Genomic DNA, 15,971 nt, shown 5'->3' with positions numbered 1-15,971 from the left:
CATGAACCTGGACCAGAATTTAACCTCTCTGGATCCCGCTTTTGCACGCAACCAAAATGCTTTATGGATGATTAATCAGGTATTTAATGGATTGGTACAGGTTGACAGTAACCTTAACATAATGCCTTGTATCGCAAAAACATGGCAAATATCTACAGATGGACTAACATATACTTTTAACCTCCGCAACGATGTGTATTTTCACAACGACCCCATTTTCCCCAACGGAAAAGGCAGAAAAGCCATAGCTGCTGATTTTGTTTATAGCTTTTACCGTCTCATCGATCCTAAAGTTGCGTCTTCAGGTGGCTGGATATTTAGCGACAAAGTAAAAGACATCAATAATTTTGTAGCAATAAATGACAGCACTTTTCAGGTTAAACTCATAAAGCCATTCCCTGCTTTTATGAAATTACTTACCACTCAATATTGTTCGGTAGTGCCAAAAGAAGTTGTAGATCATTATGGCAAAGATTTTCGAAGCCATCCAATTGGAACAGGGCCTTTTAAGTTTAAATATTGGAAAGAAGATGAAATACTGGTATTGCTCAAAAATGAAAATTACTGGGAAAAAGCAGGCAATACCAAACTACCTTATCTCGACGCAGTAAAGGTCTCCTTTATCACAGATAAGCAAAGCGCATTCATGAACTTCCTTAAAAAGGATCTCGACTTCTTTGACAAGGTAGACGGCAGCTATCGCGATGACATCTTAACAAAAAGCGGAAAGATGACTGCAAAATATAAAGGCAAATTCAACCTCAGAAAGAGCCCTTACCTTTGCACAGAGTATGTAGGAATACTTGTCGACACCAATATAGCCATTGCCAAACGCTCTCCATTAAAATACAAAAAAGTAAGGCAGGCCATAAATTACGCCATTGATAAGCCTAAACTAATCAAATATTTACGTAACAGCATAGGCATACCGGCAACTTCTGGCTTCATTCCTCAAGGCATGCCCGGGTTTGACAGCACAGCAGTAAAGGGGTATCACTATGAACCAGAAAAAGCTGCAGTGCTGTTAGCAGAAGCCGGCTTTCCAAATGGCAAAGGGATGCCACAGGTTACCCTCAGCACTTCTACTACTTATAAAGATCTTATAGAATTCATACAAGGTGAATTGGCCGCAATCGGTATTAAGGTAAAAGTAGATGTAAGCCCCAATGCAAGCTTAAGGGACCTCATGTCAAAAAACGAAGTGAATTTTTTCAGAGGTTCCTGGATAGCAGACTATCCGGATGGCGAGAATTATCTTGCCATGTTTTATTCTAAAAACAAAGTCCCTAATGGTCCAAATTACACAGCCTACTACAATAACGATTTTGACAGGTTATTTGAACAAAGTTACTATGTTAGCGATAATGCAAAACGCTATCTTCTTTATCAAAAAATGGATCAAATGGTAATTGATTATGCAAACATAGTTCCCATTTATTATGATCAATCAGTAATTATGACGCAAAATAACATTAGTGGGTACAATATGAATCCGCAAAACCTAATGATTCTTAAAACGGTAAAAAAGAATTAAGATCCCCATCATCTCGCTACCTCGTTAGTCCGTCATCTCTCCTATCGTCGAGATGACGGCAACTTTACACAATTTGCAATTCGCAATATCAATTATTGCACACCACCTCCCATTCCGCCTTGCTCTTCTTTCTTCAAGTCGTCATTTTTAATAGATTTCTTTTGAGTAAACTTAAGCTTACCAAAGTTATAGCTAAAGTTTAAACCAAAAGAGCGCAACGGATAATGGATATCAGTATTCTGTGTTGATGTTGCAGTATTATTTACAGTCTTAATATTCAAATCTCTGCTAAACGGATTCAATACATTTAAGCCAATAGTTGCTTTTTTATTAAGAATCTCTTTTTTCACGGCACCACCATAAAAATACATTGCATCAGTTTTTCCCTGAAAAGTCCTTCTTGGCGAGTTAATTACCCCCCAAAGTTCAGTACTCCACCCTCCAGTCAAAGCATATGCTGATCTGGCAAAAGCAGTATAATTAACAAAAGTTCCGGTATTTATATTATTATTTGCATTGCTTACATCGTAGGTATTCATTCCAAAATTGGCCATTAAGGTCCATTTCGGTTTAGGGTTGTATGAACCGAAAACGTTAAAACCATACGATTGACTGGTACCTACGTTGGTATAAGATGTTAAGTTTTTGTTTACCCCATCTTCTACAATCGGACTGATAAAACTTTCAATCACATTCTTTGTATTGCGGTAAAATACTGAGGCATTAATTACAGAACCTTTAATAAAGGTTGAGTATCCCACTTCAATGTTATCACTCAACTCTGGCGACAATTCAGGGTTACCCTGCATCGGATTATAAATATCACTTTCATTTCTAAAAGGATTCAAATAAAACAAACTAGGTCTCTGTATCCTGCGGTTATAACTCACCTTAACAGTGGTCATCCCCTTTAAAGTCTGCGATAAAACTAAGCTCGGGAACAGGTTAAAATAGTCATTTTTAAAGGGCAAAATGTTACCAGCCAATCCATCAATTTTAGTATACTCAGCTCTTAAACCGGCTTTGGCAGTAATTTTTTTAGTTAGTTTAAAACCAAGCACACCATAAGCAGAACCTACATTCTGATCGTAGTCAAAATCCTGGGCATTCTGATCATAGTCACTTATAATGTTCCTAAAAATACCTTTCAACCCGGTTTCAAGTGTGGTTGTTTTACTAAAAGGATAAGTATAATCAGTTTGCAAAGTGTACTCATTATTTTTACCCGTATTGCCTCCAATTAAAGTAAAATCTGGCACACCCTCGCTTACAAATCTATTGGTAAAATCACTGGTATTTCTTCCTCGCGAAAGCTGTGCAGAAACACTCAATTCTTCACCTTCCTTTTTACTTGTTTTCCTGTAATCTACGTTCCAGTCCATGTTATTGAACCCCATATCCATATCTCTAATATTCTGAGAAAAAACATTATTGGTCAATATATCAGAGCTGCCTGGCCCTCCATTAGAGAATCTGTTAAATTTAACCGTAGAACTAATGTTGTGGTAACTGTTAAAATCATAATCCAAACCAGCACTCCCGTTGTATCCAACTCTGGACCATTTAGAAAAACCATTCTGCGAAACGGTATTTGTAACCCCATCTACAACAGAACTATTAAACACAACAACCTTCGAATTCTGTGGATAAGCATGATTTACACCTAGATTACCTGTTAACGATAAACGGCCTGTTTTAGCATTTAAATTAAACGCGCCATTATTTGAACGTGTACCGGCCGATGTATTTATACTTCCACTGACACCTTCAGCAGTTTTCTTTTTTGTGATGATATTGATGATACCACCCGAGCCTTCAGCATCGTATTTTGCAGAAGGGCTTGTAATTACTTCCACACTTTTGATCTGCTCAGCAGGAATCATTTTCAAAGCATCAGCCACACTGTTTGCCATTGTTCCTGAGGGTTTTCCATTTATCAAAACACGAACTGCACTTCCGCGCAACTGCACATTTCCGTTTATGTCAACAGAAAGCATAGGTACTTTACGCATTACATCAGTTGCATCTCCACCGGCATTGGTAATGTCGGCCTCAGCATTGTAAACCAATTTATCAACCTTATTCTCAATCAAAGATTTTTCTCCCACAATTGCAACCTCTTTCAGGTTACTTTCTGTAGGGCTTACATAAATAGTTCCTGCGTTTAAATCAGGTTTTTCCGGGCTCGTCTTAACCGATATAGATTTTGTTTTATAGCCCATAAACCCAATAGAAAGCTTATATTGGTCGGGCGCAACATTTTGCAAAACTATTTTACCTTTCTCATCAGTTACTCCTCCATTTACAGATTTATTATCAGCTGTTTTTATTAATGATACTGTTGCATAGTCAATAGGTTTTTTGGTAAGCGAGTCTAAAATCAATGCTGTAATACGTCCAGTCACTTTAGGTTTTTGTGGTGCCCCACCCAAAGAAAACTGCGCATTAGCATTCAGCATTAACCCCAATCCCGCAAATAGTAGTATAATTCGTTTCATAAAAATTTTATTTCTTCAATTAGTCTGCGCAAAATCGGTTTTGTTACACTTTTTATCAATAGAAATTAGATTATCTGCAAACGGGAAGCGGTGAAATGCTCCTTTTTATCGGCTAAAAGCTTCAGCCAACAATTCATAAGAGCGTAATCTGGCATTATGATCAAAAATATGTGACGTAGCCATAATCTCATCAACTTCTGTCTGATCCAGAAATTGCTGCAAATCCGCTTTTATCGTTTCCTTGCTTCCTGTAAAAGTACAAGCCAGCATTTGTCCTGCCTGCTCTTCCTCATAATCTGTCCATATTCCCTCCATGCTATCAACAGGAGGTTGCAAAAGTCTGCGCTTTCCGGTTACAATTCCTCTAAACAATTGATACAACGAAGTGGCAAGTTTATTAGCCTCCGCATCAGTATCTGCAGCAACAACGTTTACACAAGCCAATACATATGGTGCAGCCAAATGCTCAGAAGGTTTAAAGTTCTTTCTGTATATATTTATTGCCGTAAGGAACTGAGCCGGGGCAAAATGACTTGCAAAGGCATACGGCAAACCCAATGCGGCAGCCAAATGTGCACTATCAGTACTCGATCCCAATATCCATATCGGAATATCAAGTCCTTCACCAGGAATTGCCCTTACATTACTTCTGTGATTATCTGGCGATAAATAGGCTTGTAACCTCAGTACATCTCCCGGGAAATCCTGAGCAGCATGCATACGCTCACCTCTAATTGCCGCGGCCGTTGCCTGATCTGTGCCTGGTGCTCTTCCCAATCCTAAATCTATTCTATCAGGATATAGTGAAGCAAGAGTACCAAATTGTTCAGCTATAATTAAAGGCGAGTGATTCGGCAACATTATACCACCAGCACCTACTCTTATTTTTTTTGTTCCACCGGCTATGTGGCCTATTACTACCGATGTTGCTGAACTGGCAACACTAATCATATTATGATGTTCGGCCAACCAATACCGGTTATACCCCCAATCTTCAGCATGGCGGGCAAGGTCTAAACTTTTCTTAAAGGTATCGGCTGGGGTCTTGCCCTCAACAACAGTTGCAAGATCTAATACAGAAAAAGGAATGGTGTTCAGTAATTTTTTCATATTGCTTAAAAGTAGGCTGCAAAACTACACCCTATTTAAGCGAAACTTCATTTTCTAATCACTATATGACTTTAAATCCACGGAACTTCCAAAAGCAGGCAACTATTTAAAAGCCGCTAACGTATCTGTGAATATAAAGCTTAAGTAAAACCTAAATTACAAACATCATGAAAACTTATCTAACAAGTCGTGTTTGCATTTTTATAGCCATAACCGGGATCTTTTTTCTGCTTTTCTTTATCTGCAAAGTAGGTTAAACCATGCCTAACTCAATAAGCGCTTGTACTAACCTGAATTTGCTCTTATTCACAAAATATCTTTCAACTAATTCTTTTGCTTGTTGCCTATCCATTCAATTTTAGTGTTCATCAATAACTAAACGAGTGAAGGGATCCTTTAGGATAAAGAAATTTAAAAATTAGAATTACAATGTTAGAAATCCAAATGTTTATATATTTGCAACTATTTATAATAAGTCTAAATAAAATTTAATATGTATGCTTAAATCTCTAACTCTATTTTTATCTATCCTTACAGTGCAGGCATTTGCCCAAACTGGTACCATTAAAGGCACAGTAACCACTTCTGATGGTAAACCTGCTGAATTTGTAAATGTTGTTCTGGCCGGAACAAATAAGGCCAGCGTAGTAAACGAAGCTGGCAATTATACCATAAACAAAGTTCCTGCAGGAACTTATACGTTAACTGCAAGTTTTACCGGGCTTCTCACACAAAAAAGCACAGTAACAGTAACAGCCGGAGAAACCAGCGTAGTCAATTTTACTTTGACAGAAGACAACCGGCAATTACAGGAGGTTGTTGTAAACAGCAACAGCCGGCAAACAAATAAGGAAACCGATTATGTTGCCCGGATGCCATTAAAAAATCTCGAGAATCCGCAAGTATATAACGTTGTCGGCAAGGAGTTAATGAAAGAACAGCTGATGACCGACGTTAAGGAGGTTTTCAGGGCTGCCCCCGGCGTTGCGCCAACTGAATATGTTACCGGAAGCTTTGCTGTCTTATTCAGAGGCTTCACCAACTTCGATTACGCAAGGAATGGAATGGCAACATCAGTTTACAGATCTGGAACAGAAATAGCAAATCTGGAACGCGTAGAATTAATTAAAGGTCCATCAGGTACGCTGTTTGGCTCGCAAATATCCACATTTGGTGGTGCAATAAATCTGGTCACCAAAAAACCTTATGCAGCCTTTGGAGGCGAGATAGATTATAGCATGGGAAGCTTTGATCTAAGCAGGGCTACTATTGATCTGAATACACCACTAAATAATGAAAAAACAGTATTACTGAGATTCAATGCCGTAAAGCATCAGCAAAACAGTTCAAACGAATATGGCAAAAATAAAAGATACGTTATTAGCCCCAGTCTATCTTACCAGGCCAGCGACCGCCTTTCATTCCTGTTCGATTTTGAATATTTTAACAGTGATGCAAACCGCCTGGCATATACATTACTTTTTGGAGATCAAGTGCCTTTTAAATCTGCAAAAGATATTCCGCTTGGCTTTAAAAAATCTTTTTTCCAGAATGATCTGCTTAGCGACGCAGAGGCCACAAAATATTTTGGACAGGCCAAGTATCAGATTAGTAAAAACTGGACATCAACTACAGGCGTATCTCATGTAAATGAATTTTTAAACCACAGCTATCAACCTTATGTAGAATGGACTAATGCAACCACGGCCAAAACCAGTATCAGGCATTTTGGTCCAAGAGAAAGAACTTACGCAAATATCCAACAGAATTTTAACGGAAGCTTTAATACCGGTAAAATTCATCATAACATATTGATTGGTGCCAGTTATGAATTCAACGATGAAACACTTACTTACAAAGCCCTTGAACTCGACGAAATAGACATTACCCAGCCTTTCGAAAAATCGGGCCTGAGCAGGGTAACCGGTCTTTTGGCAGATAATTCAATAGCCTCATCTACTGATGCATACGGAGGAAACTCTTTTGGTGCATACGTTTCTGACGTGATCAACTGGACCGGCCGTTTGTCTACCATGTTAAGCTTGCGTTTTGATCGTTTTAAACAAACCTACGAAGGGGGCTTTGTTCAGCCATCACTTTCTCCCAAGCTAGGAGTTGTGTATCAGCTGGTGAAAGACAAAGTATCTTTATTTGGGAACTTTATGAATGGTTTTCAAAACCAGGGTCCACTTGAACAGCCTGATGGCAGTCTGTTTAAACCTAAACCCGTTTTTGCCAACCAAATGGAAGGCGGTGTAAAAGCCGAATTACCGGGCGGCGTGCTTGGTGGGAGTATTAGCTACTATCATATTGGTATCGACAATGCTTTGCGTACAGATGATGCACTATATAGTTTTCAGGATGGCAAGCAAGTGAGCAAGGGAGTAGAAGTAGAGCTTACTGCTAACCCTCTAACCGGCCTGAGTATTGTAGCCGGATACGGATATAATGAAAATAAATATACTAAGGCTGATGCATACGAAGGTAAGCTTGCGACTCAAGCACCCAAACATATCGTTAACTATTGGCTGAACTATCGTCTGCCTTTTGAAAGTATTAAAGGTATTGGAGTGGGTTTTGGAGGAAATTATATTGGCGATTCGTATCTTAATTCAAGCAATACTTATACCATTCCGGCGTATCATATTATTAATGCCGCTGTTTCTTACCAAAAGGAGAAATGGAAATTTGGTTTTAAATTAAACAACATCTCTAATGTAGAATACTGGGATTTGGTAGGAAACCCCCAATTTACCAGAAACTTTGTAGCTAACTTCTCTTTCAAATTTTAAGTTACTTTTAGACTCATTGGCCCTTTTTTGGGCAATTTACAATTGTCATCTCCTTTGGTAACCAAAGGAGATGACAATTGTAAATTAATAAATTGCTTCGAAGTCTAGCATAACTCCATTCTTGTCATACCTGCCCTTACTGTTAAAAACCTGGAAGAACTTATTCACAGCGCCGGATATGATTGTGCCGGCATCGTCCGTTTGAATCTTTACACCACTTCTGTACAAGAATTTTTTAGTACATGCACAGACGTATACAAGGATTTTTTGCAGAAGTATGGCATAAGGCAAGCTACAACCTTACTGGAAGTCAAAGGTCTTTTTGCAACCCTAACAGTCGAACTAGAAGCTACTGTAGTAAAATAGAGAAAAAGCCAGCAAGTGTACGCTCATTTGCTGGCCTTTCCTTTTTCTGGTGTTTTTACAGCAAACTAACCAGCTCTGCAATCCTGTTGGAAATTCCAACTTCATTATCATACCAGGCGACCACTTTAACCAATTTACCGTTAGTTTTGGTCAAACTACCATCTACAATCGAAGAATGTGTGTTTCCTAAAATATCTGAAGATACCATCGGTTCTTCTGTATATTCCAGTATACCTTTAAAAGTGCTTCCTGCATAGGATTTAAATAAGTTATTCAATTCATCGGCAGACACCTCCTTATTTAAATTTACCGATAAATCCACGATAGATGCATCAATTACCGGAACACGATAAGAATATCCATCCATTTTACCTTTTAAGTTAGGAAGCACATCACCAATAGCTTTGGCGGCACCCGTAGTGGTAGGGATAATAGAATATGATGCTGCGCGTGCTCTTCTTAGGTCTTTATGAGGTGCATCTTGCAAGTTTTGATCAGCAGTAAATGCATGAACAGTTACCATATACCCAGATTCGACACCAAATTCCTTATCAAGAATTGCTAATATTGGGGCAATGCTGCCTGTGGTACACGATGCTGTAGAATAGATCAGGTCGTCCCCTATCAGCTCATTATTCACCCCGTGTACAATCGTTTTCACCCCTCCTGTGGCAGGTGCTGTAATCAATACTTTTTTTGCACCTGCATGGATATGTGATTGTGCAGAACCCTTATCGGTAAACCTGCCTGTTGATTCTATTACCACATCTATCGCCAGGTCTTTCCATGGAAGCTTTTCAGGATCTTTTTCACTCAATAACTGTATGCGTTTTCCATTTGCAATGATCATATCCCCATCACTGGTTACCTCTCCGGGGAACCGACCATGTGCCGTATCATATTTAAGTAAGTGGGTAAGTGTTTTGATGTCTGTAAGGTCATTTACTGCGACAACTTCTATTTCTGGTCTATTTTGTAATGCCCTAAGGGTCATTCTGCCGATGCGGCCGAATCCGTTAATTGCTATTTTCATGTTGTTGTGATTAATTTGTTCTATATAAATTCGATTGAGAACTATCATTAATGCCAGGCGATTGAAGTGATGTCCTGAATGCGCGGCGATAATCGGATGGTGTAGTCATTAAATGCCTCAGAAATGTACGCCTCATGGAGACAAGATTATTAAGCCCGCATTTTTCAGCTATACTTTCAATAGAAACATCGGTATCTTCCAAATATTTCCTGGCCATTTCCACCCTTAGCTTTTCTATGAACTTGGCAGGTGGCAAACCTGTTTGCTTATGAAAAACCCTCGTAAAGTTCCTTGGGCTCATATTTAAATGTTCGGCCATCCGCGTTACATCCAAAGGCTGAGCCAGGTTCTCATTAAGCCATCCGTATAATTTCTGTGCAATATTGGTGCTTTCGTAAGCTGGCAATAGGTTGCCAAACTGGGCCTGAAAACCAGGTCTCGACAAGTAAAACACCAATTTGCGTGCTACTTGAATAGCGATATCCTTGCCGTGATCTTCCTCTACTAAAGCAAGAGCGAGATCTATGCCTGAAGAGACCCCTCCTGAAGTATATATCCTCCCATCCCCCATATAAAATGGATTAGTATTGACCTCAACAAGTGGGTACTCTTTCTTTAACCGATCACTCAACTGCCAATGTGTGGTTGCTTTTTTTCCATTTAACAATCCTGCTTCAGCTAAAACAAAAGCACCACCGCAAACTGACCCAATCCTGCTGTTACTTTTTTCATTGATGGTCGATAGCCAATTACAAAAAGTAGCGTATTCTGATTTTCCTAAAGTTTGAAAGTCATTTCCAGCTACGATAACAATGTCGATAGGTGTTGTAATTTCCAGGGCACTCTGCTGGCAAACCAGTTCCGCCCCAGCTAAAGTCGGTATGTGCTTCTTTAAGGTTGGAGATGCGATTACAACATCATAACCATGTTTAGAACCAGATAAGTATAAACACTTGTCTGCATTGGTAAAAACATCTACAGGACCCGAAAAATGGAGTAAGGTACGACCAGACATCGGTACGATTACCACTTTTTTCTTTAACTGATTCCTAATGAGAGCAGATTCATCGTCATTCATATAACAAATATACAGGGTAATATATTTGTCTCAAAGGACATATTTTATACAATTTAGGACAAAAAATTTATATATCAGATATGGATATAGGCTGATAATATGAATTTCTCCATCGTTTTACTTTAGAAGCGCAATGCTTGCTTCAAGTTCAGATATTTCTTTTTCTCTCTCTTCAATTAAAGTTGTTTGGTTATTAACATCTTTCTTCAGATCAGATATTTCGAGTTTTATTTCAAATGTCTGAGTTTCCTTTCCCAGGTCATTAACGAGATTTTGAACTTGTTTCAAGTTACGTTGTTGATCTGCCAAACTCGTCTTTGCCGCCCCTAATGACTCGGTTAACTCCTTAATTTCCATGATTTTTCAATTAACTCACAATGTACGCATAATAAACCGTTAAAAAATTAAGGTAAAATTCTATCTTGCATTATGAGATTACTTTTTAAATACCTGCTTTTTTTAGCTGTAATCCAATTTACAGCAGTTGTACAGCCTTTATTTGCCCAGGAAATAACAGCAGTTATCCCAGGAGATTTTGCCGACCCCTCAATTATCCGAAAAGGCAATGAATACTATTCCATCGGTACTTCCTCAGAGTGGGGCCCACACTTTCCAATATTTAAATCCACCAATTTAAAAACCTGGAAACAAACAGGCTATGTTTTCAAACAAGCTCCTGATTGGGCAAATGCTTCTTTCTGGGCTCCAGAATATTATTACCACAATAAAACCTATTTTATATATTACACGGCACGACGTAAAAAAGACGGTGTTTCTTGCATCGGAGTGGCCACTTCCAAATATCCTGATAAAGATTTCAAAGATCACGGAATCATTATTGAGTATGGTAAAGAAGCTATAGATGCGTTCGTATTTAACGACAAAGGCCAGCTATACATAACCTGGAAAGCCTATGGTTTAGACGGTAGGCCAATAGAAATACTTGGCAGTAAGCTGGCTAACGATGGACTATCCTTAATTGGCGATGCATTTACAATGATGAAAGACGAGAAGGGCATCGGTCTTGAAGGACAAAGCTTCCTTAAAAAAGACGATTATTATTACATGTTCTACTCTGTTGGAAATTGCTGTGGCAGTAAATGCGATTATAATGTTAGAGTCGCCAGATCTAAAACCTTTCGGGGACCATATGAAAACCATCCAAAAAACCCACTATTATATGAAAATGAATGGTGGAAATGCTCCGGACATGGCACTTTTGTAAACAGTCCTGATGGGAAATACTACTACATTTACCATGCTTATAATAAAGCCAGCAGTGTTTTCACCGGACGCCAAGGTATGCTTGCAGAGCTAACTTGGTCAGGCAAAAATGAGTGGCCAGAGTTCAAAGAATTATCACCTGCGCCAGGTAACCCGTCAGCCAATAATTTCAAGGCTAATTTCTCTACACAAAATCCATCTGTAGAGTGGCAATGGGATTTCAGAAACTCCACACCTAAATTAGCACAACAAAAAGGGAACCTTTATTTATCAGGCAATATTAAAAAAGAAAACAATGCTGGTATTGCGCTAACTATCCGTCCCGCTCATTTGAACTACGAAATGACCACGACCGTTGTGAATCGCAACAACGCTTTAAAAGGCCTGGTAGTTTATGGAGATGCAAATGCCGCAACAGGCATTGGAGTAGTAGGCAATAAAGTTCAGTTCTGGATGGTAAAGGATAATAAAGAAACTGTTTTAAATATAGCTACAATTGACAATCCTGAAACCCCTATTCAATTAAAAATGCTGGTAAAACCTGACTTCACCTGTCGTGTATACTGGAGACAAAAATCGAAAGACTGGAAAGAATTATCCGTAGATGATAAAGCATATTCAATAGATTTTCTTCCCCAATGGGATAGAAGTCCGCGACCTGGCCTAAATTTCAAAGGAGCCTCTACAGCAAATGCCCAATTCTCGTCCTTTGAACTTAACTATTTAGAAAAATAATGGACTTACTTAACTCCATCCGGAAAATTGATACAAGCTCCCTGGTAGATCGCGTGGAGACAAAACTTGTTGAGCTTCTTCAGGCGAAACAACTTAAAATTGGAGATAGTATTCCTACCGAGCTCGAGCTTTGCTCTTCTTTGGGTGTAAGCAGAACTGTTGTAAGAGAAGCGCTATTACGATTAAGAATGATGGGCCTAATCGACACTAAAAAGAAAAAAGGCACCGTAATTACAAGCCCTGATATTTTTGGCATACTCAGCAAAAGTATGAACCCATATATTCTGGACGAGGAAACTTTAAAAGAAATCTTTGAGATAAGATTAACACTTGAAATTGGAATGGCCGACTTCTTATTTCGAAACATCACACCTAAGGACATCAAAGAATTAAAAGCCATTGTCGAAAATGAGCCGGCAATGGCCAAAGATTATCTTTTTGAAATTGATCATGAAATAGCCTTTCATTCCAAACTTTATGAAATAACGGGGAACAAAACCATGAAGAAATTTCAGAAAATGCTACTCCCAATATTTGACTACGTAAACAACAGTGGCATGCTCAAGAAACCAACTACTTATGGAAAGTTTGTTTCGCACAAAGGGCTGGTTGATATCCTGGAAAACGGTTCTCCTGAATTATTCAGAAATGCGATGCGCAATCATCTTGAAAACCATTTTCTAAGATTATCTTAATTACTTGCTTCTTTAGGTGCCTGCTTATAAAGGCCTATTTCCGCAATAGCAGGATTTAACCTCGATGAAACAATCCTTAATCTTATTTCAGAAGCTGTAACAGGAGCAAAACGCAACAGGCGCTTATAACCTATGGTAGTGCCTTTTGCAGCTTCCTTCCACTCATCCCCTGCTTTATATTCTAAAACAAAGTTTTCTACTCGCTGTCCTATCCTCAAATTCTCCTGCAATAGCAACAAATCAAACTTCTTTGATTTTGATAATTTAAGATCAATAACAACCGTACTGTCACCAGGTTTGGTAGCCCAAACTGTATTATCTTTGCCATCAAACAATACACTTGATTTTTTTGCATTGCTGCCTTTAACTACTGCACCTGCCAGCAAGTTTACTGCAAATGTATTGTCCTTTTGTTTCTTAAAACCCTGCAACGACTTAATATCGCTATCACTAATCAAGCCTCTGGTATCTGGAGGTATGTTCAATAGCAAAACGCCATTCCTTCCAACCGAGCTGTAATAGATATCCATTAATTTCTCCGGAGATTTAACATCCTTGTCTTCGGTAGTATGATAGAACCATCCTGGACGGATTGAAACATCGATCTCTGCAGGGTACCATACCAGACTTTTTGCTTTTGCAATTTTTGATCTGCTGCCCAAGTCATTTGCCATCATATCTCTCGGTGCGAATTCAACTTTCTGCTGCGAGTTTTCAGCTATTTTTTCGGTCTTTAGTTCATCACCAGGCACAACACTCCATTCAGTCTCCCTGCCATAGCCGCTTTCCGTTCCTACCCATCTTACATCTGGTCCTGAAACCGCAATAGTAGCCTTAGGTTGCAGTTTACGAATCAACTCATACCATCTGTTATACTCATAAACCTGTTTTTTACCGGAAGGGCCCTCGCCGTTTGCACCATCAAACCAAACTTCATCTATCTGTCCATATTGAGTTAACAATTCCGTAAGCTGGTTAATGAAATAGTTATTGTATTCCATGCTACCAAAATATTTCGAATTGCGATCCCATGGGGACAGATAAATTCCAAATCCGATACCGAATTCCTTACATGCATCAGCGGTTTCCTTTACAACATCTCCTTTCCCTTCTTTCCAGGGACTATTTTTTACAGAATGTTCTGTGTATTTACTTGGCCACAAACAAAAACCATCGTGGTGTTTTGCTGTTAAAATAATTTGCTTAAAACCGGCTTCCTTACAAACCTTAACCCACTGCCTCGCGTCCAGATCTTTCGGATTAAATATTTTAGGGTCTTCAGATCCATCCCCCCATTCTTTATTGGTAAAGGTATTTATCCCGAAGTGTATAAAAGCGGTTAATTCTAACTGCTGCCACCTTAATTGCCGGGCGGCAGGGACTACATTAGCAGCTTTTTTTACAATATCCTTTTCAGTATCTCCAGGATTAATTTCAACATAGTTTTTATTGGTAAAGATCTGAGCAGAACTACTGTTTGGTAAGCCCGCGCAAACAACCAACTGAAGCCCTATTAATAGGATCCAGTTTAGCCTGTTAAAATAATACCTCTTCTTCATAATCTGATTAAATTGAATAATGATCAACTTCAAAGAAAGCTTGATTTTCATTATCAATAGTGTAATTTTTTGTCAAAACATTAAGTGATTTTGTCAAAAAACAGCTTAGTCTATTTACTTAGCAAAGTATTCATAACCTCTTCAAATTCCTTTTTATACTGCACAAAATACTCGCCGGTACCAGGGCCATAAAATGAAGTGTTAATATGATTCACCAAGCCTTTTTTATCTAATATGATACTTGTAGGGAAAACTTTAATGGCGGTTAACTGAGGTAAAGTCTTTTCTGTTTTTTCAGGATCTCCGGCAGTAACGCCAGTAATTAGCATTGGATATTCAACCTTAAACTGTTGCTGAAACTTTTGCAGGCTTTTTCTCGACCTTGCCTCATCTGTACTTAATTCATAAGCTAGTGCAATCACCTCTACACCGCGGTTTTTATTCTTGCGGTAATAGTCGCTTAAAAAAGCCATTTCGTCCATACAGTTAGGGCACCAGGAGCCCATTAGCTGTAAAACAACCACTTTATCTTTAAATCTTTTATCATTTATAGATACCACATTACCTTCAAGGTCTTTAAAACTAAAATCCAGTCGGCCACTTTCTCCTTCCTTAAGCGCAGTTACCGGAGCTTCCAATTTAACATTGGAGTCTTTTACGGCAGTCCATTTTTCTAATGACGTAGCACCGCTATACAGTGTACCCTTAATGCTATCTCCCTTAATTTTAGCAGAGAAAACAAGCGCGTGTATACCATCAAAAGTTGAGATCATTAGGGAATCACCGATTATGGTGCCATCAAGATAACGGTAATCGCCAGAAGGAGTTAGCACTGAACCACCTACTTTCTGACCATTTTGCGTGAACTCTCCAATTGCCAGTCGCTCAGACTGATCAGCCCTGGTAAACTCAATCTTCCATTTCCCTTTAACAGATACCTTACCGGCACTTCCTTTTGGAAAACGGCTGGCTTTTGAGGTGGCAGAGAACGGCATAACCAGATCTTTAACAGATCCGCCCTTTATCCATACACCATTTAAACTGTCCTTATTGATAATTTTAACCCTAAACGACGACTCGAATACGGGCATTTTTATTAAAAGCGAATCTTTAGAGATCCATGTCATTTCTGTTTTAAGTCGTTCAGTATCATTTACCACATAGCAAATTGTAGTATTACCTTGCTTTTGAATTCCTAGTTCAAAAGGTATTTCGTTTCCATCTGCCCGATGCAATACTGCTTTCCATTTTCCTTGTTGCAAATTAATCTGCGCATTGCAGAATAGAGAAAAGGCCGTTAGAACAGCCAATAATGCATATCTTACCATATTTCTAGTACTCTTAGTC

General features: G+C 38.8%; 12 protein-coding genes. 5 read left to right on the top strand and 7 right to left on the bottom strand.

Annotation, left to right across the window (positions count from 1 at the left end; genetic code table 11):
• Position 1 precedes the first annotated feature (1 nt).
• Entirely contained in the window at positions 2-1,534 is a 1,533-nt protein-coding gene (locus AC1DDX_RS00435; protein WP_317171619.1) for an ABC transporter substrate-binding protein, read from the top strand.
• 92 nt (positions 1,535-1,626) lie between these two features.
• On the opposite strand, the gene AC1DDX_RS00430 is transcribed toward AC1DDX_RS00435, so the two are convergent.
• Both AC1DDX_RS00430 and AC1DDX_RS00425 read right to left on the bottom strand, forming a co-directional pair.
• Entirely contained in the window at positions 1,627-4,032 is a 2,406-nt protein-coding gene (locus tag AC1DDX_RS00430; RefSeq protein ID WP_172659046.1) for a TonB-dependent receptor, read from the bottom strand.
• Positions 4,033-4,137: 105 nt separating this feature from the next.
• Positions 4,138-5,142: an LLM class flavin-dependent oxidoreductase gene (locus AC1DDX_RS00425; protein WP_337717467.1), complete on the bottom strand. Its 1,005-nt coding sequence runs from the start codon at positions 5,140-5,142 to the stop codon at positions 4,138-4,140.
• Positions 5,143-5,639: 497 nt separating this feature from the next.
• Between AC1DDX_RS00425 and AC1DDX_RS00420 the strand changes: the two genes are divergently transcribed.
• Both AC1DDX_RS00420 and AC1DDX_RS00415 read left to right on the top strand, forming a co-directional pair.
• The gene (locus tag AC1DDX_RS00420; protein ID WP_337717465.1) at positions 5,640-7,934 is read left to right on the top strand and encodes a TonB-dependent receptor; all 2,295 of its coding nucleotides are present in this window, start codon (positions 5,640-5,642) and stop codon (positions 7,932-7,934) included.
• A gap of 117 nt (positions 7,935-8,051) precedes the next feature.
• On the top strand, positions 8,052-8,300 hold the full coding sequence (locus AC1DDX_RS00415; RefSeq protein ID WP_172659109.1) for a RidA family protein: 249 nt from the start codon (positions 8,052-8,054) through the stop codon (positions 8,298-8,300).
• 55 nt (positions 8,301-8,355) lie between these two features.
• Here AC1DDX_RS00415 and gap read toward each other — a convergent pair whose 3' ends face one another.
• From gap to AC1DDX_RS00400, 3 genes are all read right to left on the bottom strand, one after another.
• Complete coding sequence (gene gap / locus AC1DDX_RS00410) at positions 8,356-9,333, bottom strand: type I glyceraldehyde-3-phosphate dehydrogenase (protein WP_337717463.1); 978 nt, start codon at positions 9,331-9,333, stop codon at positions 8,356-8,358.
• 10 nt (positions 9,334-9,343) lie between these two features.
• Positions 9,344-10,411, bottom strand: coding sequence for a GlxA family transcriptional regulator (locus AC1DDX_RS00405; RefSeq protein ID WP_337717461.1), 1,068 nt, complete (start codon positions 10,409-10,411; stop codon positions 9,344-9,346).
• 117 nt (positions 10,412-10,528) lie between these two features.
• Positions 10,529-10,768, bottom strand: a complete 240-nt coding sequence (locus tag AC1DDX_RS00400; RefSeq protein WP_172659041.1) for a hypothetical protein — start codon at positions 10,766-10,768, stop codon at positions 10,529-10,531.
• A gap of 72 nt (positions 10,769-10,840) precedes the next feature.
• On the opposite strand from AC1DDX_RS00400, the gene AC1DDX_RS00395 reads away from it, so the two are divergent.
• On the top strand, positions 10,841-12,370 hold the full coding sequence (locus tag AC1DDX_RS00395) for a glycoside hydrolase family 43 protein (RefSeq protein WP_337717458.1): 1,530 nt from the start codon (positions 10,841-10,843) through the stop codon (positions 12,368-12,370).
• The gene (locus tag AC1DDX_RS00390) at positions 12,370-13,065 is read left to right on the top strand and encodes a FadR/GntR family transcriptional regulator (protein ID WP_172659039.1); all 696 of its coding nucleotides are present in this window, start codon (positions 12,370-12,372) and stop codon (positions 13,063-13,065) included. Before AC1DDX_RS00395 ends, AC1DDX_RS00390 begins: the two co-directional genes overlap by 1 nt.
• On the opposite strand, the gene AC1DDX_RS00385 is transcribed toward AC1DDX_RS00390, so the two are convergent.
• Both AC1DDX_RS00385 and AC1DDX_RS00380 read right to left on the bottom strand, forming a co-directional pair.
• Complete coding sequence (locus AC1DDX_RS00385; protein WP_337717456.1) at positions 13,062-14,624, bottom strand: alpha-L-fucosidase; 1,563 nt, start codon at positions 14,622-14,624, stop codon at positions 13,062-13,064. The two genes, AC1DDX_RS00390 and AC1DDX_RS00385, sit on opposite strands and share 4 nt — an antisense overlap.
• A 110-nt stretch (positions 14,625-14,734) precedes the next feature.
• On the bottom strand, positions 14,735-15,971 hold a 1,237-nt coding region (locus tag AC1DDX_RS00380; protein ID WP_477621701.1), incomplete at its 5' end, for a peroxiredoxin family protein.

This window comes from Pedobacter sp. 10L46_2, assembly GCF_056395165.1.
Note: the sequence above shows the minus strand (reverse complement) of the source record. Positions and strands in the feature narration are given on the sequence as shown.